The following is a 25,629-nucleotide window of genomic DNA, read 5'->3' on the forward strand; positions in this document are numbered from 1 at the left end:
CCGCCACCCCACACACCCCCGCCCAGCCCGATGCGCGCGCCAACCAAGGCTTCGCGCTCTCAAGCTCTTAAGCTTCTAAAAAAAACCCCCCCCCCTCACCCCCGCCGCGACCGCCAAACACTGTCACCCACAAACAACAACAACCCAACCCAGATAGCCGCAAACCCAATCGCCTTGCCCCCATCAAACGGCTCGCGGAAGAAGAACACCCCCAACAGCAACCCCAGACTCGGCGCGATGTACTGAAGAATCCCCACCAGCGACAACGGAATCCGCTTTACCCCGTAGGCAAACCCGACCAACGGCAGCGCCGTCACCGCCCCGCCCAGAATCAGCAGCGCATCGTTCTTCCAGCCCCACCCACCGAAGAACCCACCGCCGTGCCCGTTCTCGCTCCACAGCGCAAACCCGATCGCCGGCAGAAACAGATACAGACTCTCCACCCCCAACCCCGCCACCGGGTCCACCGAAACCAGCTTGCGCAGCAACCCGTACAGCCCGAACGAACAGGCCAGCCCCAACGCGATCCACGGCGGCGTGCCTGCATCGATCGTCAGCCACGCCACACCCACCGCCGCGCAGCCCACCGCCAGCCACTGCAGCCCACGAAGGCGTTCTTTCAGCACCACCACGCCCAGCAGCACGCTCACCAGCGGATTGATGAAGTAGCCCAAGCTCGTCTCGATCACATGTCCGGCGTTGATCGCCCAGATGTACAGCCCCCAGTTGAACGCGATCGCCAGACTGCTCAACGCCAGCGTCGGCAGCGCGCGCTTCTGCGCGGCGATCTGCTTCCACCAGCCCGTCCCCGCACTCAGCAGCAGCCAGGCCACCACCAGCACCGTGCTCCAGATGATCCGGTGCGCGATGATCTGTTGCGATGGCACCGCCTTGAGCAGGTGCCAGTACACCGGCACCAGCCCCCACAGGGTGAAGGTGAAGGCGGTGATCGCAAACCCGCGGCGTTGTTCCTGCAGGCTGTGTGGCGGCACCGCGCTCACTTCGCGCGCGTCCGCGCCAGGGTCAGCACCACCACGCCGGCCAGGATCACCGCCATCGCCAGCAGGTCATGCCCGCCAAAGTGCTCATGGCCGATGATCGCGCCCAGGATCACCGCAATCACCGGGTTCACGTACGCGTAGCTGGCCGCCAGCGCCGGGCGCACGTTGTGCAGCAGCCACACATAGGCGGTGAACGCCACGATCGAGCCGAACACGCACAGGTAGGCCACGGCCAGCAGCCCGTCCATGCTCGGCCACGTGGTCGGCCGCTCGCCGGTGACCAGGCCCAGCACCACCAGCATGACCCCGCCGCACAGCATCTGCCCGGCCGCGGTCATGAAGGGATTGGGCAGGTCCAGGCCACGCGCCCACACCGAGCCGAACGCCCAGCCGATCGGCGCCACCAGCAGCAGGATCAGCCCCTGCGGCGAGGCCGTAAGGCTGCTGCCGGCGTTGAGCCAGACCACCCCCAGGAAACCGATCGCGATGCCCAGCCATTCACCGCGGCTGGCATGCTGGCCGCGCAGCGCGCCGAACAGCGCCATCCACAGCGGTACCGAGGCCACCGCCGTGGCGGCCAGGCCGGAGGACACCGTGCGCTCGGCAAGCACCACCATGCCGTTGCCCAACACCAGCATGGTCAGGCCCATGATCGCCAGGTTGCGCCACTGCCGCCGGGTCGGCGCGGCCATCCCGCGCCAGCGCAGCACCGCATACATCAGCGAGCCGGCGATGATGAAGCGCGCGCCGGATACCATCGTCAACGGCAGCGCGCCGCCTTCCAGCGCCAGCCGGATACCCAGGTAGGTGGACCCCCAGACCACGTACACCAGCAACAAGGCCAGGACGACAAGGCCGCTCCGGGGAGCAGCCGCTGAAGGTTCGGGTGAAGACATGGCACACCACCATCCGGGGGAACCGCGATTCTAGGCCACCGCGCTGTCGGGGAGCACCCCAAGCCGATGGCACGCTGTTTCCGCTCACGTTTTCTGCGCCGGGAAATGGTTACCCTCTGAGCCATGCGCCGTGGTGCCAGGAGGGTACCCGACGTCAGGGCGCCCACCCCGGGCACCTTCCCCACCCGCAACGACTCCCGTGAGGACACCCTCCCAGCATGAGCACTTCCCCTCCCTCCGCCGCCGCCCACCCCGAGCGGGCCGCGCTGCGGCGCTCGATCTCCAACACCCTCAAAGGCTCGGCCGGCAACCTGGTCGAGTGGTATGACGTCTACGTCTACTCGGTGTTCGCGGTCTATTTCGAATCGCAGTTCTTCTCGGCCGCCGACAAGAACTCCACCATGTATGTCTGGGCGATCTTCGCCGCCACCTTCCTGATGCGCCCGATCGGGGCGTGGTACTTCGGCCGCTTCGCCGACCGCTACGGCCGGCGCCTGGCGCTGACCGTGTCGGTGACGGTGATGGCCGGCTGTTCGTTCCTCATCGCCATCACCCCGACCGCCTCGCAGATCGGCATCTGGGCGGCGGTGATCCTGCTGTTCGCGCGGCTGCTGCAGGGCTTTGCCACCGGCGGCGAGTACGGCACCAGCGCCACCTACATGTCCGAAGCGGCCATCCCGGGCCGGCGTGGATTCCTCTCCTCGTTCCACTACGTCACCCTGGTCGGTGGCCATGTGCTGGCGCAGTTGACCCTGCTGGGCATGCTCAGCTTCTGGGACAAGCCGCAGATTTCCGAGTGGGGCTGGCGCATCGCCTTCGGCATCGGCGGCATCGCCGCGATCGTGGTGTTCTGGCTGCGCCGCACGATGGACGAGTCGCTGGGCGAGGATTCCATCGAAGCGGCCAAGGAAGGACGCGCCAAGGCGTCCGGCTCGATGTATGAGCTGTTCGTGCACCAGTGGCGGCCGCTCCTGCTGTGCTTCCTGATCACCGCCGGCGGCACCGTGGCGTTCTACACCTACTCGGTCAACGGGCCGAAGATGATCCAGAGCGCGTTCGCCGGCGATGACGTGATGACCGGCACCCTGCTCAACCTGGGCGTGCTGACCTTCCTGATGGTGCTGCAGCCGATCGGTGGCTGGCTGTCGGATATCGTCGGGCGCAAGAGCCTGCTGGTGTTCTTCGGCATCGGCGGCGTGCTCTACAGCTACTACCTGGTCACCGCCCTGCCCAACCAGCACGATCCGCTGATGGCATTCTTGGTGCTGGCCATCGGCTTTGTGATCCTCACCGGTTACACCTCGATCAACGCCGTAGTGAAGGCCGAACTGTTCCCCACCCACGTGCGTGCGCTGGGCGTGGGCTTCGGCTATGCGGTGGCCAATTCGCTGTTCGGCGGTACCGCGCCGCTGCTGTACCAGGCGGCGCTGAAGACCGGCCACGTCAATACGTTCGCGATCTACGTCACCGCGGTGATCGCGGTGTCGCTGGTGGTCTACGTGTTCTTCCTGAAGAACAAGGGCCCCAACTGGCTGGACGGTACGCGCAAGTAGTACGCAGCGCGCGGCCACCGCTCAGGCGGTGGTCGCGCGCATCCAGGGGTATCGGAACCCGACCCGCGGCCGGCGCCCTCCCTCAACGGCGGGCGGATTCGGTCTTTTCGCGTTCGGCGCGGAACTCCGAGCCGTCTTCCCACGTCGGCCAGCGGCGGCTGTTGGCCAGCTCCGCGCCCAGATCGTAGACCAGCAGGGTGTCGGCGGCATGGCCGCTGGCATCCCAGCTCGGGGTCCAGGCATCGCAGGCCTGGTGGTAGCACGCGGCGAAGTAGGCATCGCGCAGTTCACGGCCCTTCTCCACCCCACCCTCACGCATGTCCAGCCCCGGGCCGATGGTGATCGCCGGTACACCCAGGCGGGCGAAGGCGAAATGGTCTGCGCGGTAGAAGAAGCCGGCCTCCAGGTTCGGATCGGGCGAGTAGCTGCGACCGCGTGCCTTGGCCACGCGCTCCAGGTCCCCCTCCAGCGACACCCGGCCCTTGCCCCAGGAGGCGATGTCGCGGGTGGGGCCGTCCGGGCTGAACATCTCGATGTTGATCACCGCCGCGGTCTTGTCCAGCGGCGCCAGCGGGTGCGCGGCGTAGTAGCTCGCCCCCAGCAGTCCCTTCTCTTCGGCGGTGAGCGCCACGAAGTACAGCGTGCGCTGCGGCTGCGGACCGGCGGCGAATACCCGGCCCAGTTCCAGCACGGTGGCCACCCCGGTGGCGTTGTCGATCGCACCGCGCCGGATGCGGTCGCCCTTGGCGTCGGGCTGGCCGATGCCGAACGCATCCCAGTGCGCGGAGAAGATCACCGCTTCATCGGCGTGCGCGCCGCCGGGCAGCTTGGCCACCACGTTGCGGGTGACCACCTGCTCGCGCTTGAGCTTGAAGTTGACCGACAGCCGCGCATCGCCCAGCGCCACCGGCGTGAACGCCGGGGTCATCGCCTTGCGCTTCTCGGCATCGAAATCCAGGCCCGCATCGCGGAACACCTGCTCGGCCAGGCTGCGCTGCATCCAGCCGCGCACCGGCACGTGCTGGGCCAACGCCTGCTCGCGGGTGCGTTCGATGTCGAACAGCGGCGAGGTGCCCGAACTCTTCACCGTCGCCCAGCCATAAGCGGCCGGGGCGGTTTCATGCACGATCAGCACGCCCTGCGCGCCACGTCGTGCAGCTTCCTCGAACTTGTAGGTCCAGCGACCGTAGTAGGTCACCGCCTTGCCATCGAAGGCACCGGGCTGGGCGGCCTCGAAGTCGGCATCGTTGATCAGCACCACCGCGATCTTGCCGTGCAGGTCCACGCCCTTGTAGTCGTCCCAGTGGCGCTCGGGCGCATCGATGCCGTAACCGACGAACACCAGCGGCGCGTCCTTGATATCCACCGCCTGCTGCGGGCGCAGGCTCTGCAGGGTCACGTCCTCGCCGTTGGCCAGCGCGCGGGCCTTGCCCTTCTGGCGCAGCTGCGCGCGCACCGGTCCGTCCACCTGCGCGCGCACCATCGGCACCGGCTGCACCCAGCTGCCATCCACGCCGCCGGGCTGCAGGCCGGACTTCCTGAATTCTTCGATCAGGTACTGGACCGTGCGCTCTTCGCCCGGGCTGGCCGGAGCGCGGCCTTCGAAGTCGTCCGAGGCCAGGATGCGCACATGCCGCGAGAGCGCGTCCGGATCGATGCCGCCGCCGGGCAGGTCATTGGCCGCGTGGGCTAGGCCGCCCACGAACAGGCAGGACGACAGCAGCAGCATGCGCATCGGATTCACGGCAGACACCAGGACGGAAAGCAGGGGCCTGCGAGTGTAACGTGACACCTGCATGACCGCGCACTGCTAGCGGCGGTCGCGGTCCAGCCAGCAGGCCAGGCCCTGCGCGTTGAGTTCGATGTCCATCGCCAGCACCTGGGTCACCGCCGCATCATCGAGCGGGCAGCCATGCGCCTGCGCGCGTTCCAGGTACAGCGCGGTAAGTGCGGCGACCAGGCAGCGGTGACGGTCCGGGCGCGCGTCGCACTGGTGGCCGATCTGCACCATCGCATCGATCTGTTCCACCAGGTCGGCGGCCAGCCTGGCCACGTCACCCACGCGATCGTAATGGGTGAGGAACATCGCTTGCGGCTCGTAGGCCAGCATGCGCGCGATCGACTGCTTCAACGGCTCCGGATCGAACTGCACCGGCGAAGACGTGGGGATGATGAAAGCGCCGCGCGCACTGTCCAGCTCGCGGTAGGACAGCCCGAACGTATCACCGGTGAACCAGGCGCGGCTGCGCGCGTCCCACACGCACAGATGGTGACGCGCGTGCCCGGGCGTATGCAGGCACAGCAGGCTGCGGCCGGCCAGGTCGACGCAGTGGCCGTCCTCGGCAATGACCACACGCTCGGCCGCCACCGGCAGCACCGGCCCGTAGCTGCGCGCGATCTCGGCCTCGCCATAGACCTCGGTGGCACCGGCAATCAGCCGGGCGGGGTCGACCATGTGTGGCGCACCGCGCGGGTGCACCAGCAGGCGGGCGTTCGGCAGCTGCTGCATCAACAGCCCGGCGCCGCCGGCGTGGTCCAGGTGCACGTGGGTGAGGATCAGCCAATCGACCGCGTCGGGCGACAGGCCCGCACCGGTCAGTGCCGCAAGCATCGCCGGCACGGCCAGTCCGGTGCCGCAATCGATGAACGCCGCGCGGCCGTTCTCCACGACCAGGTAGGCCGCATCGAAATCCTCGCGCTGGAACGCGGTATCGATGGTGTGGATGCTGGGGTCGAAAGACATCGGTTCATCCCTGGCGGATTGCGCCTCCATTCTAGGACGATCCGCGCACCGGCTTCGATGCGGCTTTGGTCGCACGCTGGGCCAGCCACGGGGTGCGCAGCAGTATCGCCGCCACCATCACCGCCAGGAACGCGCCGTAGGCATACAGCACCGCCAGCACCTGCCGCCAGATCGGCCCGGCATCGGATTGCACCACGCCGATGTGGTGGCCCCACAGCATCGCCACGACGCTCAGCACGAAGGCCAGCAGCAGCGCGAGGCCATCGAACCAGCGCCGCGCCGCATGGCGTGGTTGCCGCGGGAACAGCCAGTACAGCGCGCCCAGCAGCACGAACCAGGGCAGGAACAACAACAACGACAACCAGGCCATCGCAGTCTCCCCTTCAGGATGACCGCATCATGCCACGCGGCCTCACCGACCGCGCTCGGCGCGGTCGTGCCGGCCGCTGGCCGGTGCCCAGCAATGCACGTTCCATGTAGTGCCGGCCGCTGGCCGGCTCCCAGCAATGCCACGTTCCATGTAGTGCCGGCCGCTGGCCGGCTCCCAGCAATGCACGTTCCATGTAGTGCCGGCCGCTGGCCGGCTCCCAGCAATGCCACGATTCATGGGGAGCCGGCCAGCGGCCGGCACTACCGGTGAGGGCCGGGGGCCACCCAGGGGCCGCGTTTACCCGCGCAGTTCCTGCAGCGCGGCCAGCACCACGGCCACGTCGGCCTCGATCTTGAACAGCTCGCTCTGCAACCCATCGCCGTGCGCGGTCTGCTTGAGCACACCGATCACCTGGCCGGCATCGCGCGGCGAATCGAAGCCCTCGCTCTGGATCAGCAGGCTGCCATCGCCGGCCAGCAGCTTGAAATAGAAACGGCCGTCCTTCTCGCGGTACTGCTTGAACAGCGGCGGCGCGGCGCGGGCCTCGGTGGCGGCATCACCGGCGATGTTGCCGGCACTGGACAGGTCACGCAGGCCTACCGCATGGCGCAGTTCCTTCAACAGCGGCATCGCATACTGCTCGCGCAGCTGCTGGCCGCGACGGCGCAGCAGCGCCTCGATCTTTTCCGGCTCGGCCATCAGCGCCTCGTAGCGCTCGCGCAGCGGGGTCAGTTCGGCATCGATACGCTCGAACAGCTGCTGCTTGGCATCGCCCCAGCTGATGCCATCGGCGAAGGCCTGCGCGAACGCGGCGGTCTGCTCGGCGCTGGCGAAGGCCTGGTACATCTGGAACAGCGCCGAGCCCTCGGTGGTCTTGGGCTCGCCCGGTGCGCGCGAGTCGGTGAGGATGGCAAACACCAGCTTCTTCAGCTCCGCACGTGGGGCGAACAGCGGAATGGTGTTGTGGTAACTCTTGCTCATCTTGCGACCGTCCAGGCCGGCCAGCGTGGCCACCTGCTCGTCGATCACCACCTCCGGCAGCGGGAAGTACTCCCTGCCGTACACATGGTTGAAGCGCTGGGCGAAATCCCGCGCCATCTCGATGTGCTGGATCTGGTCGCGGCCCACCGGGACGCGGTTGGCCTTGAAGATCAGGATGTCGGCGGCCATCAGCACCGGGTACATGAACAAGCCCGCGCTGATCCCGGCATCTTCGTCCTGCTGCTCCGCGCGGTTCTTGTCCACCGCCGCCTTGTAGGCGTGGGCACGGTTGAGGATGCCCTTGCTGGCGATGGCGGTCAGGAACCACATCAGCTCGGTGGTTTCGGGAATGTCGCTCTGCCGGTAGAACCACACCTTGTCCGCGTCCAGCCCGCACGCCAGCCAGCTGGCGGCGATTTCCAGAGTCGAGCGCTGGGTCCGCTCCGGCTCCTGCGCCTTGATCAGGCTGTGCAGGTCGGCCAGGAAGAAGAAGCTCTCGATGCCCGACGCCTGGCTGGCGGCAATGGCCGGACGGATGGCGCCGACGTAGTTGCCCAGGTGGGGCGTGCCGGAGGGGGTGATGCCGGTAAGAACGCGGGTAGTCATGTGGGGGATCATTACGGACAGGTGAACCGCGCCAGTTTACCTGCCCGGGCCCAACCCCGTTGCAACCCCTGGCGCGTTCAATCCGTTACCCCCATCGCGGAGCCCTGCCATGAAACGCCTGATCCTGCCCCTGTTCGCCGTGCTGGCCCTGTGCGGCTTCCGCCCCGTCCCGGAGTACGACCGCGGCCCGGTCCACCTGACCGTGCTCGACCGCGACGCCGGCACCACGCTGCCGCAGTACCGCGATGGGGCCCAGCGCTGGATCGCCGGCGAGAAGGGCCACCGCTACAGCGTGCGGCTGCGCAATGGCAGCGCCGAGCGGGTGCTGGTGGTGGTCTCGGTGGATGGCCTCAATGCGATCACCGGCGAGGTGGCTGCACCGGGCCAGACCGGCTACGTGCTCAACCCCTGGCAGACCGCGGACATCAGCGGCTGGCGCAAATCCTCGGACGAAGTGGCGCAGTTCGTGTTCACCTCGCCCCAGGGCAGCTACGCCAGCCGCACCGGCCGCCCGGACAACATCGGCGTGATCGGGATCGCGGTGTTCCGCGAAGCCAACGCCATCGCGCGCGACCTGTCGCCGGCGGTCGAGCGGCGCAGCCTGCCCGCGCTGCGCGGGCGTGCCGACGCGGCTGAAGCCGCTGCCCCGGCGGTCGTCGACAGCATCACCACGACCGGTTCGGCAATCCGCTCGCCGGCGGCGGAACCCGCCCAACGCCTCGGGACCGGCCACGGCGCGCGCGAAACCTCGCGCGTGCGCGATACCGCCTTCGAACGTGCCAGCGTGGTGCCGACCCAGCAGGTAGAGGTGCGCTACGACAGCGCGCGCAATCTCGCCGCGCGCGGCATCCTGCCCGTGCCGGTGCAGCAACCCCGCGATGGAACGCCCCGCGCCTTCCCCTCGCAGTACGTGCCCGATCCACCGCGGCGCTGAGCGGCGGTAGACAGCAACGCATACGACACGGGCCGCAGTAGCGGCCCGTGTCGTGTTTCATACCCCCGATGAAGCGGCCGCGTTTACGCGGCGTCCAGCGGCGTCAGTGGAAATCCGGGTAGTCCTTGTGCATGGCTTTTTCGAAGTCCTTGACCTCGGACTCAGCGCGGTCACGCGCCCAGCCATAACGTTCCTGCAGACGGCCTGCCAGATATTCGGCATTGCCTTCGGCCACCTTGAAATCGTCGTCGGTCAGGTCGCCCCACTTGGCCTGCGCCTTGCCCTTGAGCTGGGTCCACTTGCCGGAAATGATGTCTTTGTTCATGGGTTGGCATCCTTGATTGCAACGGCACCGTCGCCGTGGATACAGACTGCGACAGTCGGCGTTTGGACGCGGTCAAGCGCGCATGAAACGGATGCTCACCTGCTTGAATGGACCATGGCTGCCCAGGCAAACCCGACGCAAAGAAAAAGGCCGGGAAACCCGGCCTTCTTCGTTGACGCCTGATCGAATCGATCAGTTGGTCTTGGCAGCGTCTTCGACCTTCTCGCCAGCCTTCTGCACATCCTTGCCGGCACCGGCAACGGTGTTGCAGCCGGACAGCATGGCCACCGAGAACATCGACAACAGCATCAGTGCAATAACACGCTTCATGGGGTTCTCCTAATTGATCTACGTCGACACCGGAATCCGGTCCCACCTGTCAGATGGGCACGCGCGCGCCCTCGGCGCAGTGCGGCCCTTCTTCCTGATCGCGGTGACGTAGTGGCCGTTTCCGGCACTGCCGCCGCGTGGATGCAATCTGGCGGGAACGGCGTGCAGCGAATGTGAACGCGGCTTGCGATCATTCAGCCACGCGCCGGAAAGCGCCGCGTGGCGAGGATCAATCGCGCATCAACGTGGATTTCCCGAACAGGCTTTCGACCAGGTCCACCGCCAGCACCGCCGTGCTGTTGCGGTTGTCCAGCAGCGGATTCAGCTCGACGATATCCAGTGACCCCATGCGCCCGGTGTCGGCGATCATCTCCATCACCAGCTGCGCCTCGCGGTAGTTCACCCCGCCCGGCACGGTGGTGCCCACGCCCGGGGCGATGCTCGGATCCAGGAAGTCCACATCGAAGCTGACATGCAGGTGGGTGTTGTCATCGATGCCCTGCAGCGCCGCTTCCATGGTGCGCTTCATGCCCGCCTCGTCGATGTAGCGCATGTCGTACACATCCACCTGATGCTGCTTGATCAGGCGCTTCTCTTCCTGGTCCACCGAACGGATGCCGATCTGGTGCACCTGCTGCGGGCGGATCGCCGGGGCGTCGCCGCCCAGCCGGGTCAGCGCGTCCGGGCCCAGCCCACATAGGCAGGCCACCGGCATGCCGTGCACGTTGCCCGACGGGGTCACTTCGCTGGTGTTGAAGTCCGAATGCGCATCCAGCCACAGCACGCGCAGGGTCTTGCCCTGCTCGCGGCACCAGCGCGCCACCGCGGTGATCGAGCCGATGCCCAGGCAGTGGTCGCCGCCGAGCATGATCGGTATGCGCCCGGCCTGCAGCTCGGCATAGGTGGCGTCCATCAGTGCGCGGTTCCAGGCCACCACTTCGTCCAGGTGGCGATAGCCCTGCACCGGCGGCGTCCACGGATTGCGCGGGCCGTCCAGGTTGCCCAGGTCGCGCACATCCACGCCCCGGGCGGTCAGCGCCTCGGCCAGCCCGGCGATGCGCAGGGCGTCCGGCCCCAGACCCGCGCCGCGATGGCCCGCCCCGATATCGGTGGGAACGCCGATCAGGGAAACCGGGGAGTACGTGGCCATGGGGTGCCTCCTGCAAATGCGGAAAAAGAGCCACAGTCTAGCCAGCCCGGCATGGGACGACTCGCGGCGATGCAGCAGCACCGGCAAGCCCGACAGGTTGCCGATGACCGTCGACGGCGCTGCGCGCCACTGAGCGTTGTATCGCGACGCGGCTGGAATGCCTTGCGCGTCAATGCTTTGACACCCGCGTCGACGCGCACGCGGTTCATCCTGCGTTACCCGTGAAGGCAAAAATACCGTGCTACATTTCACACTTCTTCGCAGTACTGATTGACTAATCCATTACGGATTGGTTCGTGTTTCGTCGTGTGCCAGGGGGCAGTACGTGCAGCGCAGTACCATTCACCAGATTGTCCGCAGTGCCAGCGGCGAGAGCCAGCCGGCCCGACAGTTGTATGACATCGACCGCATCCAGGCCGCATTCGCGCAGGCGCGCGAACGCGAGCGCGGCATTTCCCTGCTGATGCTGTCCACCGCCGATGGCCGCGCCGTGGCCGAGGATTCGGCACTGGACGTGGACGGGCGCCGCCTCGCCGCGATGGCCAACTCGTTCCTCACCCTGGGTGAGACCGTCTCGCGCGAACTGGCGCTGAGCGAAGCCGACTACGCCACCATCTGTACACGCCAGGGCAACGTGGTGCTGATCCGCATCCAGGGCGACAAGCCGCTGACCCTCACCGCCGTGGGCGCACATGCGCTCAACATGGCCGTGCTGCTGTTCCATGCGCGCGAATGCGCCACCCGTCTTGAAGCCGTGCTGCGCGCTCGCGCCGCCTGATCGTCCTCTTTCTGCAGTGCCTTCGGACGGGTCTTCGGCCTGTCTACCTCTTTGCCTGACTCACAAGGATTTTCGTGTCCAATCTCAATCTGGAAAAGCTCAACGCAGTCGCCGGTTTCGTCGGCGCGGCCCTGGTCGACAGTGACAGCGGCATGGCCCTGGCCACCGTCGGCGGCGGCAATATCAACCTGGAACTGGCCGCGGCCGGCAACACCGACGTGGTGCGCACCAAGCGTCGCGTGGCCGAGCAGCTGGGCCTGGCCGACAGCATCGAAGACATCCTGATCAGCCTGGGCACCCAGTACCACCTGATCCGCCCGCTGGAGAGCAACCCGGTGCTGTTCCTGTACGTGATCATGGACCGCGCCAAGGCCAATCTGGCGATGTCGCGGCACGAACTGAAGGCCTTCGAAAAGACCCTGGACTTCAGCTGATCGATGCATGTCCCGTGCGGCGCAGGCCGCGCGGGATCTCCGCGCCGCAGCGTGCCCCAAGGCATGCGATGACCGGCCGCTTTGGCACCCCCATGAAAACCCCCATGCGTACCTTCCAGATCGCCTCGATCGGGCTCGATCTGTTGCACCAGACCCGGCTCAAGCTGGCCAGCTCGATGCTGCTCGCCGAGCGCATGGACGTGGCCCTGCAGGCGTGGTCCGCGCAGACCGTGGACCTGCTGGTGATCGGCCTGGACCATGTCGCCGGCGCCAATGCGCTGGCCCAGGCGCGTGCGCAGGGCGTACCGACGTTGGTGATCGCGCGCCGCTTCGCTGCCAGCGCGCGCGGTGAACTGCCGCACGGCGCCACCGTCCGCGATCTCAACGAACAGCTCTCCACGCTGCTGCTGGCCGCACCGGAGGCGACTGCTTCGGCGCAGGGCACGCCGCTGCTGCTGCAGCTGGCCCAACACGGTGCACCGTCGACCGGCATGCACCTGCTGCAACGCGGTGCGATGACGCTGCTGGTCGACCCGGGCACACGCAGCATCGCCCTGCCCGCGTCCACCACGCTGGCCGAGGTGGCCGCGCAACTGGACGATGCGACCTGGTCGCCGACCGCCATCGATGCGCAGACCTTCCAGCATCAGTACGCGTATCGGCTGCCGCAGCGGCATTCGTTCGAAGCGCTGTTTTTCTGCATTGCCCGCCATCGTCCCGAACTGCTGCCCGCAGCGGCCGGGCAGGCCTCGCTGCGGCTGCGCCAATGGCCCGACCTCAATGCCGAGGATGTGCCCGGCCACTGGCTGCTGCCGATCGCGCGCCTGCACGCGCGCCCGTGGCGTGCCAGCGCGTTGGCCGGTGCCTGTGGCATACCGCACGACACCGCCCAGTTGCTCTTTTCGGCCGCCCTTGCCAGCGGCCTCGCCTTGACCGAGGAAGCCCCCGTGACCCGTTCTGAACGCCGCGGCGACACCACCGATTCACGCTTCTTCTCCTGGGTGGCGCGACGCTTCGGCCTCACCTTGTTCCAGGGAGCCGCATCATGAGCCAGCCCGCCAACAAGCTGGTTTTCGTCGGTGGCATGGGCGCGGGCAAGACCACCGCGGTACGCGCGATCTCCGATGTCGAGCCGGTCAGCACCGAAATGCCGCTGAGCGAAGACGCCTACGGCGACAAGGTCGAAACCACGGTGGCGCTGGACTACAGCTCGATCGAGCTGGACGACGGCGAACTGCTGCACATCTACGGGGTGCCCGGCCAACGCTACCTGGATTTCATGTGGCCGATGGTCTGCGAAGGCGCGTTGGGGGTGATCGTACTGGTCAGCGCGCGCCACCCCGAGCCGATCGCTTCAACGGTGGAACTGCTGCAGGAGTTCTCGCGGATCGCGCCGCAGGCCAGCCTGGCGGTGGGCATCACCCGCACCGACGAACATCCCGAGCTGCTGGTGCCCGACGTGCGCCAGGCGCTGTTGGATGCCGGTTTCCGCCTGCCGGTGATGCGCGTGGATGCGCGCTCGGCCACGCAGGTGACGTTCATGGTGAAGTCGTTGTTGTCGTATCGGTACGCGCAGACGCAGTAACGCTCGCCAGCGGGCACTGTCGGGGCGGAAGGGCGATGCGGGAAATGGTGCCGGCACCCGGATTCGAACTGGGGACCTACCGCTTACAAGGCGGTTGCTCTACCAACTGAGCTATGCCGGCAAAGGCACGGCGAGCGGCATGGGCCGTCGCGGAGCACGAATTCTAGCGCAACCGCGCACAGTCCAGCGAGCGCTGCTGGGCCGCGCCGCTGCGTTGGCGCACCGCACCGGGGTCGGCCTGATCGGCGAGGGTCGCATCCAACCACCACTGCGCGCTGCCATCACCGCCGCTGGCGACCATGCGGGCGTTGAAGCCGGCGGCGCTGAGTGCGGCCATGCGGCGTTCGGCGCCCTCGCGGTTGCGGTACTGGCCCAGGGCGATGGCGTTGGTCTCTTCGCCTTGGGCAATGATGTAGTAATCGCTCACCCCGGCCGCCACGATCCGCTTGACCGTGGCTTGTGCGTCTTCGCGGCTGGCGGCGGCTGGCAGCAGCACCCGGTAGCGGGTGGCCCCGGCATCGGCGATCTCACGCAGGCGGGTACCGCGCAGTGATGCACCGGCCTTGGCCTGCGCGGCCTGGGCGGCGGCACGGTCGGCGAAGGGCCCCAGGCTCACGCACTGCGCCGGCGCGGCGGCGACCGGCGTGGGAGCCGCCGCAGGTGCGGCAGCCGGCGCAGGGGTTGGCGGAACCATCGCAGGTGTCGACGTCGGTGCCGGCGCTGCAGTCACGCTGGCGGTCGCCTGCTCGGTGACGGCCGCAGCGGGCGTGGCGACCGGCGCCGGCGCCGGCGCCGGCGTCGGCTCGGGCGTCACATCATCCAATGCCTGGGTTGGCGCGGCCGCCACCCTGGCGGCCGGCGGCGGACTACCGGTGCTCGGCAGCAACTGCAGCTGCGCCACGCCGGTAGTCGGGGCGGGCGCGGCCGGCACCGGGTCGCCACGCAACATCCACCACAACGCCACCCCCAGGTTGAGGATGGCCAGCACGACGATCAGGGCACGGGTCAGCATGCGGGGATCCTACCCTGCGTCCGCAGGCTGGTGCACGGCCCAGCGCGCCAGGCCATCGAGCACCAGCGCCGGCTGGAAGTGCGCATCCACCAGCAGCGGCATCAAGGCCGGTGCGCCACCGCCATGCACCAGCAGTGTCGGCATGCTGCCCAGCAGCTCGGCCGCCTGCAGGCGGCTGCGTTCGATCAAGGCCACCGCCGCCCCGTCGCAGCCGGAGGCCAGAGCATCGGCGGTGTCATTGGCGAACTCGCTGTAGTCACCGCCCGTGGCCGGCAACTGCACCGCACGCGCATGCAGCGCTTCGCGCATGGTGGTGGGCGAGGCCGCGATGCGGCCGCCGCGATGCAGCCCGTCGGCGTCGAGCAGATCGATGGTCAATGCCGTGCCGACACCGGCCACCACCACCGCTTCGCCACGTTCGGCCACGGCCAGCAGGCCCAGGAAGCGATCCACGCCGAACTTCCCTGGGTCGGCGTAGGCCACCTGCACCCCGGCATAGCGCGCCTGCGTGCGCGCCACCCGCACCTGTTGAAAGCGCCCCTGCAGGATCGCCAGCATGCTGCGCGTCAGGGCGGGCGCGGCAACGCTGGCCACATAGGCCCCCCCGCCACTGGGCAGCGCCTGCAGCGCGTCGGCGGGCATTGCTTCGGCACCGTGCGGCCAGGCCTGCACATCGCCGGCACGCGCGCCCTGCAGCGGTGCGAACTTGAACCGGGAATTGCCCAGGTCGAACAACCAATCGCTCATTGCGCCCTCACGCTGACTTCGCCGGCATGCACATGCTGCTCCACGCCATCGATACGCACGCGCAGTGCGCCATCTTCGGCCAACCCCAGCGCGACACCCTCGCGCCATTGTCCGCCCTGCTCCACGCGCACGGTTTTGCCCCGCAGCAGGTCCAGTTCGGCATAGCGCGGCAGGAACGGCGCCAGCCCCTGCGCATCGAAGGTTTCCAGCGCCGGCAACAGCCGCGCCAGCACGGCGGCCACCACGGTGTTGCGGTCTACCGGCGCGCCGGCGAGGGTGTCCAGGTCGATCCACGGCTGGGCGATCTGCGCCGCCGATGCGGCCGGCATGTGCACGTTGATGCCGATACCGATCACCGCGCGCGCCGGGCCGGCGTATTCGCCGCCGCCCTCGGCCAGCAGGCCGACCAGCTTGCGTCCGTCCACCATCAGATCGTTCGGCCACTTCAGCTGGGCCTGCACGTAGCCCAGGTCGTGCAGCGCCTCGGCCACCGCGATGCCGGCCACCAGGCTCAAGCCGCTCAGGCGGACCAGGCCACCGGCGAACAGCCGCAGCACCGACAGGTAGACGTTGGCGGCCAGCGGCGAGGCCCAGGCGCGACCGCGACGGCCACGGCCGCCGGTCTGGCGCTCGGCCAACAAGACGCGAACGCCCTGTTCAGGCGCGCTGCAGCGCAGCAATTCAGCGTTGGTGGAGTCCACCGTCCAGGCCACCTGCAGATCGTGCAGCAGGGCCGAGGTTGCCTTGGGCAGGCCGGCGCGGATCGTTTCAGGCTCAAGCAGATCCAGTGGCCGGGTCAGCCCATACCCTTCGCCCGCGCGCCCTTCGACTTCCACGCCCGCCGCCCTAAGTCCTTGAATCCGCTTCCAAATCGCGGCCCGGGTCTGGCCCAGTTCACGCGCCAGGGCGTCGCCGGAAAGGCGCCCGGCGCCCAGTTTGGCCAGCAGTTGGCGGTCGTCCACGGCATCTTCCATCAGGTGATCGGGAAAATTATGCGGGAAAGCCCGACCCGCTGCCTGCCGGGGTGGCTTCCAATCGCGGCGCTGAATCGGGCTAGAATCGAAAGCTGACCCGCCTTCCGGATGTCGACGATGCGCCCGTTCGCCCATTGCCTGATCCTGCTGATGGCCCCCTTGGCCGCGCATGCTTCCGATGCGCTCACCAGCACGGGGCGGGGCGGCTGCGTGTATTCGCCGGCCGAAAGCGAGCGCACCGCGCCTGCAGCCGCACCGGCGGCACGTGCGCCTGCTGCCAAGCCCAGCGCCGCCAGCGGCGCCAGCACGGGTGGCGGCGGCAGCGATGACGACGTGCTGCCGCGCCTGCGCGCGCCGAAGTGGCACAGCTTCCTGCCGGGCATGTTCCGCTGATCGAACGTATGTGGGGCTGGTTGCGGCGCACGCCGCGCGGCATTGATGCAGACCTGTGGCAGCAAAGTTGCCAACGCGCCGCGTGGCTGCGCGGACTGGACGGGGAACGCCGCGAGCGTCTGCACACCCTGAGTGCGCGCTTCCTGCACGAAAAAACCATCAGCCCGGTCGGCAACCTGCAGTTGGACGAAGGCGACGGCGTACTGCTGGCCGCGTTGTGCTGCCTGCCGTTGTTGGAACTGGGCGAGGTTGGCCTGCGCGGCTGGTCGCAGCTGATCGTCTATCCCGATGCCTTCCGGGTGCAGCGCAGCCATGTCGATGCCGCCGGCGTACTGCATGAGTGGGATGACGAGCTCATCGGCGAATCCTGGGACAGCGGCCCGCTGATCCTGTCGTGGGCCGATATCCAGGCCGACATCGCCGATCCGCATGCCGGCTACTGCGTGGCCGTGCACGAGATGGCGCACAAGATCGACGCACTGGACGGCGCCATCGATGGCACCCCGCCGCTGCCGCGAGACTGGCAGCGGCAATGGGCCAGGGATTTCCAGACCGCCTACGACGCGTTCTGCGCGCAGGTCGATCGCGGCCGCGACACGTTGATCGATCCGTATGCGGCCGAAGCCCCGGAAGAATTCTTCGCGGTGGTCACCGAGTACCACTTCTCCGCGCCGGATCTGCTGCAGCAGGAGATACCGACGGTTGCCGCGCATCTGCGCCGTTTCTACGGCGAGCCGCCGGGCCTGGCGGACAACCACCAACCGTCATCCGCTGCCCTGCACGTCACCACGCCTCGGTAGGCATCGACCGTTGGTCGATGCAATGTCCGGAACTGACGGACCTTACGGCCCGGGCGGCAGCTTCACTTCGAAACGCGCACCGCCCAGTTCGGGCGAACGCTTGACCTGCAGTTCGCCACGGTAATCCTTGATCAGGTCCTGCACGATCGACAGGCCGATGCCGTGGCCCTGTACGCGCTCGTCGCCGCGCACGCCACGCTGCAGGACCTTGGCAACGTCCTCCGGGGCAATGCCCGGGCCATCATCATCCACGGACAGCACCAGCCCGGCACGCCGTGCGCCCGGCGCCGGCAACGGCTTGGCGGTGAGCAGCACACGACGGTTGGCCCACTTGAAGGCGTTCTCCAGCAGGTTGCCGAGCAGCTCCTGAAGATCGCCCGGTTCGCCATGGAAGCGCGCGGCTTCATCGATATCGAATTCGCACAGCACGCCCTTGCCGGCGTAAACCTTCTCCAGCCCGCGCACGATCTCTTCGGCGTTGGACTCGATCGGCAGCGGCGCCGAGAACAGCTTGTGGCCCGACGAAGCCGCGCGCGCCAACTGGTAGGACACCAGGTTGTTCATGCGCCGCAGCTGCACGTCGAATTCCTGGCGCAGGTCCTGGTCCTGCGCGCCGCTGTCCAGTTGGGTGCGCAGCACCGCCAGCGGTGTTTTCAGGCTGTGCGCGAGGTCGGCCAGGGTGTTGCGCTGGCGCTCGAGGTTTTCGCGCTCGCTTTCGATGAAGGCGTTGATGCTGTCGGTGAGCGGTTCCAACTCACGCGGGTGGCGCTCGCTCATGCGCGCGGTTTCGCCACGCTGCACCTTGGTCAGTTCGGTGATCACGCGCCGCATCGGGCGCAGGCTCCACTGCAGGATCACGGTCTGCAGCATCAGCAGGATCAGGCCGGCACCGCCCATCCAGAACCACACGCGGCCACGGAAGACGCGCAGCTGCGCGCCAAGCGCGCGCGAGTCTTCCATCACATAGATGGTGTACGGAAATTCAGTGGTTGGATCGGCATCGGCGTCCCATACCAGGCCCAAGCCGTAGCGGTACACCGAGGCTTGGCTACCATCGATGTCGATCATCGGCAGTGGCCCCTCAAAGACTTCCTGACGCGGTGCGAGAAGGCCGCGAACTGGAGGCAGCATCGGGCCCTCGGCCGAGAGCGAATTCGCCGTAGTGCCATTTCCCATAACCAACTGCATGTACAGGCCGCTACCGGGTCCGGCGAAGCGTGAATCCGGCGGCTGTTCCCGAATGTACACCGAGCGGTCGCGGGTGAAGTCGATACCGTCCGCGTAAGCGCGGGCATAGCTCTTCAGCCGGTCCTGCATGTTGGCGCGCGCCGTATCGGCGAATGCCGCATCCAGCGCATAGCCGGCGATGGCCAGAAACGCGACCAGGCCGACCGAGGCGGCCAGCAGCTGGCGCGCCTGCAGGGAGCGCGGCCGCCAGCGTTTGAAGAACCACAGACGGCCTGACATCGTTCAATCGCCCTGCAGGGCTCAGCCCTCGTTGCGCGGAATCGCGAAACGGTAACCGCGGCCACGCACGGTTTCGATCGGCTTGAGTTCGCCATCGGCGTCGAGCTTCTTGCGCAGGCGACCGATGAACACTTCCAGCACGTTGGAATCGCGATCGAAATCCTGCTGATAGATGTGCTCGGTGAGGTCGGCCTTGGAGACCAGTTCACCGGCATGCATCATCAGGTATTCGAGCACCTTGTACTCGTAGCTGGTGAGGTCCACGTTGCTGCCGCTGACGCTGACCGTCTGCGCGGCAAGATCCAGCGCGACCGGGCCGCATTCCAGCGTCGGCTTGCTCCAGCCAGCGGCGCGGCGCAGCAGCGCGTTGACGCGGGCCAGCAGTTCTTCGACATGGAACGGCTTGACCAGGTAGTCGTCGGCGCCCTGCTTGAGGCCCTCGACCTTGTCCTGCCAGCTCGAGCGTGCGGTGAGGATCAGCACCGGGAATTTCTTGCCCTCGTCGCGCAGCGCCTTGATCAGTTCCATGCCCGACATCTTGGGCAGGCCCAGATCGATGATGCCCACGTCGAACGGCACTTCGCGGCCCATGTACAGACCTTCCTCACCGTCCTGCGCGGCATCGACGGCAAAGCCTTCGCGCTTGAGCCGGGCTGCCAGTGTTTCCCGCAGCGGGGCTTCGTCTTCGACCAGAAGGATACGCATGAACTCTCCCTAGTGTCCTGGGTATGGCCTGAGGCCAGTGGAATACAGATGATTACGGACAACTATCCCTGTTCAGGGGTTATCGCCGCGTAGTGAAGACATATCCGATCGTGGTGCGCGGGGCTGTGAACGTGCCGGCGCGGGGTCGTCCATGTAGCGGACCCGACCGCGGTCGTCCATGTATTTGACCCGGTTGATGTCGCGACCGTCGTAGGGCACCCGCTCGGCACCCAGGATGTGGCCGCCGGTGGTGCGCTGGACGCGGCGGACCGCATCGGACAGCGAACGTTCCGGCGGTGCGCCCCGGGAGGCCCGGATCATCTCGGCGCGCGCCGGATCATGCTCCTGTGCCGATGCACTGCCGATGGCGGCAGCGGCGCCCGTCGCCAGCAGGGCGAGGACGGCAAGACGGCGGTGGCAGGTCACGGAGAACATCGGTCTGATCCTAGCGGAGCGCGGCTAAACGTTCAAAAGTTGTGAATCGGCAACCGCCAGCGTCAGCCGGCGTTTTACAAATCCTTAGCGAATTCTTGGGTTTATGCAGTGAATCCGGTCTGAACTTTTCCGATTGGGACCCCACTCCGTTCATCTAAGTGAACATTGGCGGCTAAAGTGGGCCCCTTGTCAAGCAGACAAGGTGACGCCGCTCACGCAGCGACGCGTTCGGCCTGGGCGCGGGTGATCGCCAGCGCCTGCTCGATCAGGTCCCAATCGGCGCCAGCGCGATGCGCGCCTTCGCTGAGCACCTGCCGGAACGCCCGGCCGCCCGGCTGGCCGTGGAACAAGCCGAGCAGGTGGCGGGTGATGTGCTTGAGGGCCAGGCCGCGGCCGAGCTGCTCCTCGATGTAGGGACGCATGGCGCGCAGCAGTGCCTCGCGCGGCTGCAGCGCCGCACCGGTCTGGGCCGCCTCAAGCTGATGCAGCACGTAGGGGTCGTGGTAGGCGGCACGGCCCAGCATGACCCCGTCCAGCGCGGGCAGCTGGGCCTGCGCGGCCTCGACCGTGGCCAGACCGCCGTTGAGCACGATCTGCAGCGCCGGGCGGTCGGCCTTGAGCCGGTGCGCCCAGTCGTAGCGCAGCGGCGGCACCTCGCGGTTCTCCTTCGGCGACAGACCCTTCAACCACGCGTTGCGGGCGTGCACGATGAACATCGCGCTACCGGCGTTGGCAGATTGATCGACGAAGTTGACGAAGGTTTCGTAGTCGTTGTCCTCATCAACACCCAATCGGCACTTGACCGTGACCGGGATGTCGACCGCAGCGACCATAGCCGCCACGCACTGGGCCACCAGCACCGGCTCGCGCATCAGGCAGGCGCCGAAGCGCCCGGCCTGGACCCGATCAGAGGGGCAACCGCAGTTGAGATTGACCTCGTCGTAGCCCCAGTCCTGGGCGATGCGCGCCGCCTGCGCGAGGAGGATCGGATCGCTGCCGCCCAGCTGCAGCGCCAGCGGATGCTCGCTGCCGTCGAACCCGAGCAGGCGCTCGCGATCGCCGTGGATCACCGCGTTGGCGTGGACCATCTCGGTGTACAGCCGTGCGCCCGGTGCCAGCAGCCGGTGGAAGTACCGGCAATGGCGGTCGGTCCAGTCCATCATCGGGGCGACGGACAGGCGCAGGGAGGCGGCGTAACGGGCGGTGGCGGACGTCATCGGGCGGCGTATCGGGGAAAGACCGGCATTGCCAGTGAGATCAATAGTTTACACCGCCGGCCTGAACAACACGGCCGGCGGCGTGGTGGCCCGCGGCGACGCTACTGTCCGCGTGCCCGGCTCTGCGCCTGCTCCTGTTCCTGTGCCTGCTGGCCGAACTGCTTGTCCAGATCCTCCACCTGCCGCGTGCTGGCTTCCACCGGCTGCGACACGGCTTGGTTGCGATCCACGAAGGTCCGCACCGAGGCCGGATCGCCCACCGTGCCCTGCACCGCGAACAAGCCGCTGCCATCGGGCCGAGCAACCACGTGGTCGATCTGGCGCATGCCCGTGACCTTGCTTTCGTAGGCGAGCTGGCCGGCGGCGCGTTCGGTTTCCTGCGGGTTGGCGAACAGCGGCGCCAGACCTGCACCGACCCGCTGCTGCTCCAGCACCTGCAGCTTTTCCAGCGCCTGCCCGAAGCGCGCATGCTCGGGATGGGACGGATCGCGCAGGCTCGGCGGCGCCGGCGGCGGTGCAATCGGGTCTGCCTTGGCCGGCTGGGCGCCCGCCCTTACCGCTGCCGGCGCGTCCAGCTGCGCCAGTGTCCTGCGACCGACCTTGCCGTCATCGTCCAGGCCATTGGCAGACTGGAACTGTTTGACCGCCGCCAGGGTGTTCTTGCCGAAGACACCATCGGCCGCCAGCGGCTTGCCGTCTGCGCCCTGATACCCCAGCGACGACAGCTTCCCCTGCAACGCCTTGACCTCGTCGCCGCGCTCGCCCTGGATCAGCACGCCATCGGCCATCGGGGTGGTCCGCGCGGCGTGCGCGGCCTGTGCTGCCTGCGGCCCCTGTGCGTGAACGGTGCCGCCCAAGGTGATGCGGTCGTTGAGCACATCGCCCAGATAGCGGCGGAACTGGTCCGGCTCCAGCTCGATATGCGCATGCACCGCCCCCGGCGTGCCGGCGTCGGACTGGCGGATCAACGGCGCACCGTATTCGACGAAGTCGCCGGTCTTGTACGGCGTGGTACCGCGCGCGCCATGCAGCACCTGGCCCACCAGTTCGCGCTGCGGGTCGCCCGGGGGATGGCTCCAGATGCTGATGGAGTTCCACTTGTCCGCGTTGACCTGGACGTAGCCGGCGACGGGGTTGGGGATCATCACGCGGCGGACGCCGTCCGGGTCGGTCAGGATCAGATCCTTGTGGACCAGCGGGATGCCATTTCTATCACCCCGGGTACGAACAGTTTCCAGTTCGCCTTCCACGATCTGCGACGGACGGTCGGCCTTGCTGGCGTTGCCGGTCCGCACCGCTTCGCTGTTGGCGTTGGGGTGGTGGATCTTCATCTCGCGATATGCCGCCTCACCCGACGTGCCGTGGGCAATGACCCGGTTGGCGGTGACGTTGCCGAACGGTTCCACGAGGGTGATGCGGTCGCCACCGGGCGCGGCGGCCGGCCGGGCGCCGCCGTGCGCGGCGTCAGGACTGGCCTGTCGCTGCGGCGGGACGGCCTCACTGCGTGGCGGCGTGGCCGCCGGCTCACGCACCGCGCCAGCCAGTGCGGCAAGCGTGGCACGCCCGGCTTTTCCATCCTCCTGCAGTCCCTGCGCTTTCTGGAACTCACGCACTGCGTGCTGTGTATTGGCGCCGAAATTGCCGTCAGGGTTCAACGCCTGCCCGTCCTTGCCGGTGTAGCCGGCCTGGACCAGCTTCTGCTGCAACGCCTGGACCTCGGCGCCCCGCTCGCCCTGCACCAGCATCCCATCGGCCATCGCTGCACGACCGCCACGCGCTGCGGACGGACGATGCGCCGGCTCGCCGAAGGCCTGCTCGTAGCTCTTGCCCTGGTAATTCTGCGGCGCGTGGTTGACATGGTCGTAGCGCGCCAGGGAGACCAGCTCGGCCTTCTCATTGAGCGCGCGGTCGCGCAACGCGTCCCATTGTTTCGGGGAACTCTCGAAATGCCTTTGCACGTTGGCGTGCTTGTAATCCTGCACGGCACGCACGATCTGCTCATCGGTCAGCGCGGCGAGGTTGAAGTCTTTTCCATGCGCTTCGGCAAGCCCCTTCTGGAAAACCGGCAGAGTGAGTCCCCGATACTGCACCGATGTACTCCACAGCGCGTCCTGCACCGCCGGACCGCGCCCGGAGAGGTCCACGCCGGCCTTCTGCAGGCGGCTCATCTGAACGTCGTAATACTTGTGCTGGATGAAGTCGTGCTGGTCCTGTGCAAAGCCCGCAGGGTCGGCCTTGGCGACCTCTTTCCAGCGCTCGGTGAAAGCCGGTGTACCCGGCTGCAGACCCGCAAATCGGTTGCCGTAGCGGGAGCTCGCCACATACTCCGCCGCGCCGCCCACGTTGGTGGCGTACTGGTAGCTGCCGTACGACACGCCACCATGATCGCCTGTCCCGGTGGACACATGACCAGGACCACGGCCGCTGGTTTCAAAATGCGCGGAGGTCTGGCCGCGGTGCCAGTGTTCCATCCTTTGCTTTGCCTCAGTCACGACATCCATTTGCGGCACTCCTTCGCTGGGGTTTACTTCGACGTGATGGACGTGAGCTCATCGGCGCGGTTGGCCATGCGGTTGAGCCGGCACGATTGCGCATCCAGCATCTGACCCTGCCCCTCTTCTTCGGGGTTCCAGGTGCAGTAGCGATCGGTGTCGTCCATGTAGGCCGCCTGCGCGTCCATCAGCGCATCCTTCTCCTTGCCATCCGGGCCTTCCACGATCTTGGCGAACGCGGCGCGCAGACGGCTGCGCTGATAGGCGAACTCTTCATCGCCACACGCCTGCAACGCAGGCGTAGCACCTCCGCTGGCATCCACGCAGGTGTCGTACGACGGGCGGAGATTTGCCTTCCGGTAGGAATCATCGGGGCGGCGCGGCGACACGTCGTCGTCCATGGCAGCAGCGGCCGTGCTTTCAACCTCAGGGGCCTGCTGCGGGGCGGGCCGGTGCACCTCGGCAGGTGCGGACGTGGCAGCGCCGGGCGATGCGACCGCTCCGGCCGGCGTGGCCTGACCGGAATCGGATGCGTGACACGCAACCAGCCCGATGCTCAGGACCAGGGCCGTCCAGCGACGCCGGCCGACGATGGCGCGGTGACACTCAGAACCTTTGCGCAACATCTGCATTTTGTGCTTCTCCTTTTGAGTGCCAGACGGCGCCGGCACGACTGTCTACTGTCGTGTTTCCATTCTGCGCAGCTTCCTGTTGCGACGCTGCGATCCGGGGCCAGCGGGTTGCCGATTGCCCGCGGCGACACTGCTTCGGCCCAGGACCTCACCGGCGCATCCCGAGTCTGCGTTGCGAGGGATCACCTCAACGTGAGCGCTTCCAGTTGATCGGCGCGATTGGCGGTACGGTTGATCCGGCACGACTGTGCATCCAGCATCTGGCCTTGGCCGTCTTCGACCGGGTTCCAGCTGCAGTGACGTTTCGTATCGAGCATGTAGGCGGCCTGGTCGTCCATCACCTCATCCTTGAACCGACCATCCGGACCGTCGGCGATCTTGCCAAATGCCTCGACCATGCGGTGCTCCTGCCAGGCAAGCTCCTCATCGCCACACGCCTGCAACGCGGGCGTCACCGCATCGCTGGCATCCACGCACGCGCTGTAGTGCGGGCGCAGGTTGGCGCGGCGGTAGGAATCGTCGGGGACATCGGGGCCCATATCCTCTGCCTCCATGGCGAGGTCGGCGGCGGACAGTCCATGGGATGGCTGCCCTGCGGCCTGCGCCTGTTGGGCGGCGGATGTCGGCACTGCCGCGGGCACCGGCGCGGCCGCGCTGGAGGAGGCAGCGGGGCCGGTCGGCGTGCCCTCGCCGGCGTGAGGGGCCTGGCAGGCAGCGAGGGAAAAGCCCAACGCCAAGGTCATCCAACGTCCCTTCCCGGAGCCGATGAATGGAATGTCCCTACGATTGCGCTCTGCCTGCATTACCAACCTCTCCTTGTTGATGGCCGCATGGCCTGCCACATCAGCGAAACGCCGGACTGGCGTCCTGCCAGCGGCGACGCAGACGCGTCGTCGGGGCGATTGTAAATCACCCACGGCGAACGGGCTGACTTGGGCGCGCGGCCGCTGGCAGGCCCGCGCGAATCAGACGTGCCTGATGGATCGAGTGGGCGCATGCGGCTCCTAATCATCGGCTCGACGGATGAAAGGGACCCTGCATGCTCAGGATGTTGGTGATGGGAGGGGAT

Annotated in this window: 27 protein-coding genes and 1 tRNA gene; 8 read left to right on the plus strand and 20 right to left on the minus strand. The window is 67.5% G+C overall.

Annotated elements, in window-relative coordinates:
- Positions 1 to 95: 95 nt before the first annotated feature.
- Both rarD and yedA read right to left on the minus strand, forming a co-directional pair.
- Positions 96 to 1,001, minus strand: coding sequence for an EamA family transporter RarD (rarD, locus tag NR101_RS11300; RefSeq protein ID WP_256775182.1), 906 nt, complete (start codon positions 999 to 1,001; stop codon positions 96 to 98).
- The gene (gene yedA / locus NR101_RS11305; RefSeq protein WP_256775183.1) at positions 998 to 1,897 is read right to left on the minus strand and encodes a drug/metabolite exporter YedA; all 900 of its coding nucleotides are present in this window, start codon (positions 1,895 to 1,897) and stop codon (positions 998 to 1,000) included. The genes rarD and yedA overlap by 4 nt, the downstream gene beginning before the upstream one ends.
- 218 nt (positions 1,898 to 2,115) lie before the next feature.
- On the opposite strand from yedA, the gene NR101_RS11310 reads away from it, so the two are divergent.
- Positions 2,116 to 3,450, plus strand: coding sequence for an MFS transporter (locus tag NR101_RS11310; protein WP_256775184.1), 1,335 nt, complete (start codon positions 2,116 to 2,118; stop codon positions 3,448 to 3,450).
- 82 nt (positions 3,451 to 3,532) lie between these two features.
- Here the strand turns inward: NR101_RS11310 and NR101_RS11315 are convergent, their stop codons facing one another.
- The 4 genes from NR101_RS11315 to NR101_RS11330 form a co-directional block, all read right to left on the minus strand.
- Positions 3,533 to 5,185 (minus strand): M28 family metallopeptidase, encoded by a 1,653-nt coding sequence (locus tag NR101_RS11315; RefSeq protein WP_256775300.1) that lies wholly within the window; start codon positions 5,183 to 5,185, stop codon positions 3,533 to 3,535.
- 75 nt (positions 5,186 to 5,260) lie between these two features.
- The gene (locus NR101_RS11320; RefSeq protein ID WP_256775185.1) at positions 5,261 to 6,193 is read right to left on the minus strand and encodes an MBL fold metallo-hydrolase; all 933 of its coding nucleotides are present in this window, start codon (positions 6,191 to 6,193) and stop codon (positions 5,261 to 5,263) included.
- A 31-nt stretch (positions 6,194 to 6,224) separates the two neighbouring features.
- On the minus strand, positions 6,225 to 6,563 hold the full coding sequence (locus NR101_RS11325; protein WP_256775186.1) for a hypothetical protein: 339 nt from the start codon (positions 6,561 to 6,563) through the stop codon (positions 6,225 to 6,227).
- Between the two features lie 297 nt (positions 6,564 to 6,860).
- The gene (locus NR101_RS11330) at positions 6,861 to 8,150 is read right to left on the minus strand and encodes a tryptophan--tRNA ligase (protein ID WP_256775187.1); all 1,290 of its coding nucleotides are present in this window, start codon (positions 8,148 to 8,150) and stop codon (positions 6,861 to 6,863) included.
- 109 nt (positions 8,151 to 8,259) lie between these two features.
- On the opposite strand from NR101_RS11330, the gene NR101_RS11335 reads away from it, so the two are divergent.
- Entirely contained in the window at positions 8,260 to 9,084 is an 825-nt protein-coding gene (locus NR101_RS11335) for a hypothetical protein (RefSeq protein WP_256775188.1), read from the plus strand.
- Between the two features lie 103 nt (positions 9,085 to 9,187).
- Here NR101_RS11335 and NR101_RS11340 read toward each other — a convergent pair whose 3' ends face one another.
- The 3 genes from NR101_RS11340 to rocF form a co-directional block, all read right to left on the minus strand.
- Complete coding sequence (locus tag NR101_RS11340; RefSeq protein ID WP_256775189.1) at positions 9,188 to 9,409, minus strand: CsbD family protein; 222 nt, start codon at positions 9,407 to 9,409, stop codon at positions 9,188 to 9,190.
- A gap of 192 nt (positions 9,410 to 9,601) precedes the next feature.
- On the minus strand, positions 9,602 to 9,739 hold the full coding sequence (locus NR101_RS11345; protein ID WP_038691079.1) for an entericidin A/B family lipoprotein: 138 nt from the start codon (positions 9,737 to 9,739) through the stop codon (positions 9,602 to 9,604).
- A gap of 229 nt (positions 9,740 to 9,968) precedes the next feature.
- Positions 9,969 to 10,889 (minus strand): arginase, encoded by a 921-nt coding sequence (gene rocF / locus NR101_RS11350; protein ID WP_256775190.1) that lies wholly within the window; start codon positions 10,887 to 10,889, stop codon positions 9,969 to 9,971.
- Between the two features lie 325 nt (positions 10,890 to 11,214).
- Here rocF and NR101_RS11355 point away from each other — a divergent pair, with 325 nt between their 5' ends.
- From NR101_RS11355 to NR101_RS11370, 4 genes are all read left to right on the plus strand, one after another.
- A complete protein-coding gene (locus NR101_RS11355; RefSeq protein ID WP_256775191.1) occupies positions 11,215 to 11,667 on the plus strand; it encodes a roadblock/LC7 domain-containing protein in 453 nt (150 codons plus the stop codon).
- A 74-nt stretch (positions 11,668 to 11,741) separates the two neighbouring features.
- On the plus strand, positions 11,742 to 12,101 hold the full coding sequence (locus NR101_RS11360) for a roadblock/LC7 domain-containing protein (RefSeq protein WP_256775192.1): 360 nt from the start codon (positions 11,742 to 11,744) through the stop codon (positions 12,099 to 12,101).
- Between the two features lie 104 nt (positions 12,102 to 12,205).
- Positions 12,206 to 13,150: a hypothetical protein gene (locus tag NR101_RS11365; RefSeq protein ID WP_256775193.1), complete on the plus strand. Its 945-nt coding sequence runs from the start codon at positions 12,206 to 12,208 to the stop codon at positions 13,148 to 13,150.
- Positions 13,147 to 13,686, plus strand: coding sequence for an ATP/GTP-binding protein (locus NR101_RS11370; protein ID WP_256775194.1), 540 nt, complete (start codon positions 13,147 to 13,149; stop codon positions 13,684 to 13,686). The genes NR101_RS11365 and NR101_RS11370 overlap by 4 nt, the downstream gene beginning before the upstream one ends.
- A gap of 45 nt (positions 13,687 to 13,731) precedes the next feature.
- On the opposite strand, the gene NR101_RS11375 is transcribed toward NR101_RS11370, so the two are convergent.
- The 4 genes from NR101_RS11375 to birA all read right to left on the minus strand — a co-directional run bounded on the left by NR101_RS11375 (position 13,732) and on the right by birA (position 16,419).
- A tRNA-Thr gene (locus tag NR101_RS11375) sits at positions 13,732 to 13,807 on the minus strand.
- A gap of 42 nt (positions 13,808 to 13,849) precedes the next feature.
- Complete coding sequence (locus NR101_RS11380; RefSeq protein ID WP_256775195.1) at positions 13,850 to 14,698, minus strand: SPOR domain-containing protein; 849 nt, start codon at positions 14,696 to 14,698, stop codon at positions 13,850 to 13,852.
- A gap of 9 nt (positions 14,699 to 14,707) precedes the next feature.
- Complete coding sequence (locus NR101_RS11385; RefSeq protein ID WP_256777740.1) at positions 14,708 to 15,445, minus strand: type III pantothenate kinase; 738 nt, start codon at positions 15,443 to 15,445, stop codon at positions 14,708 to 14,710.
- Positions 15,442 to 16,419, minus strand: a complete 978-nt coding sequence (gene birA, locus NR101_RS11390; protein WP_256775197.1) for a bifunctional biotin--[acetyl-CoA-carboxylase] ligase/biotin operon repressor BirA — start codon at positions 16,417 to 16,419, stop codon at positions 15,442 to 15,444. The genes NR101_RS11385 and birA overlap by 4 nt, the downstream gene beginning before the upstream one ends.
- 117 nt (positions 16,420 to 16,536) lie before the next feature.
- On the opposite strand from birA, the gene NR101_RS11395 reads away from it, so the two are divergent.
- Entirely contained in the window at positions 16,537 to 16,812 is a 276-nt protein-coding gene (locus tag NR101_RS11395) for a hypothetical protein (protein ID WP_256775198.1), read from the plus strand.
- On the plus strand, positions 16,779 to 17,612 hold the full coding sequence (locus NR101_RS11400; protein ID WP_256775199.1) for a M90 family metallopeptidase: 834 nt from the start codon (positions 16,779 to 16,781) through the stop codon (positions 17,610 to 17,612). The genes NR101_RS11395 and NR101_RS11400 overlap by 34 nt, the downstream gene beginning before the upstream one ends.
- Positions 17,613 to 17,654: 42 nt before the next feature.
- Here the strand turns inward: NR101_RS11400 and NR101_RS11405 are convergent, their stop codons facing one another.
- The 7 genes from NR101_RS11405 to NR101_RS11435 all read right to left on the minus strand — a co-directional run bounded on the left by NR101_RS11405 (position 17,655) and on the right by NR101_RS11435 (position 25,363).
- A complete protein-coding gene (locus tag NR101_RS11405; RefSeq protein ID WP_256775200.1) occupies positions 17,655 to 19,079 on the minus strand; it encodes an ATP-binding protein in 1,425 nt (474 codons plus the stop codon).
- Positions 19,080 to 19,100: 21 nt separating this feature from the next.
- Positions 19,101 to 19,784 carry a response regulator transcription factor gene (locus tag NR101_RS11410; RefSeq protein WP_038691087.1) on the minus strand — a complete coding sequence of 228 codons (684 nt, stop codon included), beginning with the start codon at positions 19,782 to 19,784 and terminating at the stop codon, positions 19,101 to 19,103.
- A gap of 72 nt (positions 19,785 to 19,856) precedes the next feature.
- The gene (locus NR101_RS11415; protein ID WP_256775201.1) at positions 19,857 to 20,219 is read right to left on the minus strand and encodes a hypothetical protein; all 363 of its coding nucleotides are present in this window, start codon (positions 20,217 to 20,219) and stop codon (positions 19,857 to 19,859) included.
- 212 nt (positions 20,220 to 20,431) lie between these two features.
- Positions 20,432 to 21,436, minus strand: coding sequence for a tRNA dihydrouridine(20/20a) synthase DusA (gene dusA / locus NR101_RS11420; RefSeq protein WP_256775202.1), 1,005 nt, complete (start codon positions 21,434 to 21,436; stop codon positions 20,432 to 20,434).
- A gap of 101 nt (positions 21,437 to 21,537) precedes the next feature.
- Positions 21,538 to 23,937: a peptidoglycan-binding protein gene (locus NR101_RS11425; protein WP_256777741.1), complete on the minus strand. Its 2,400-nt coding sequence runs from the start codon at positions 23,935 to 23,937 to the stop codon at positions 21,538 to 21,540.
- Positions 23,938 to 23,960: 23 nt separating this feature from the next.
- Positions 23,961 to 24,560 carry a lysozyme inhibitor LprI family protein gene (locus tag NR101_RS11430; RefSeq protein ID WP_256775204.1) on the minus strand — a complete coding sequence of 200 codons (600 nt, stop codon included), beginning with the start codon at positions 24,558 to 24,560 and terminating at the stop codon, positions 23,961 to 23,963.
- Positions 24,561 to 24,742: 182 nt separating this feature from the next.
- Positions 24,743 to 25,363, minus strand: a complete 621-nt coding sequence (locus NR101_RS11435) for a lysozyme inhibitor LprI family protein (RefSeq protein WP_256775205.1) — start codon at positions 25,361 to 25,363, stop codon at positions 24,743 to 24,745.
- Positions 25,364 to 25,629 lie beyond the last annotated feature (266 nt).

This window comes from Stenotrophomonas sp. Ste86 (genome assembly GCF_024519465.1).
GTDB lineage: Bacteria > Pseudomonadota > Gammaproteobacteria > Xanthomonadales > Xanthomonadaceae > Stenotrophomonas.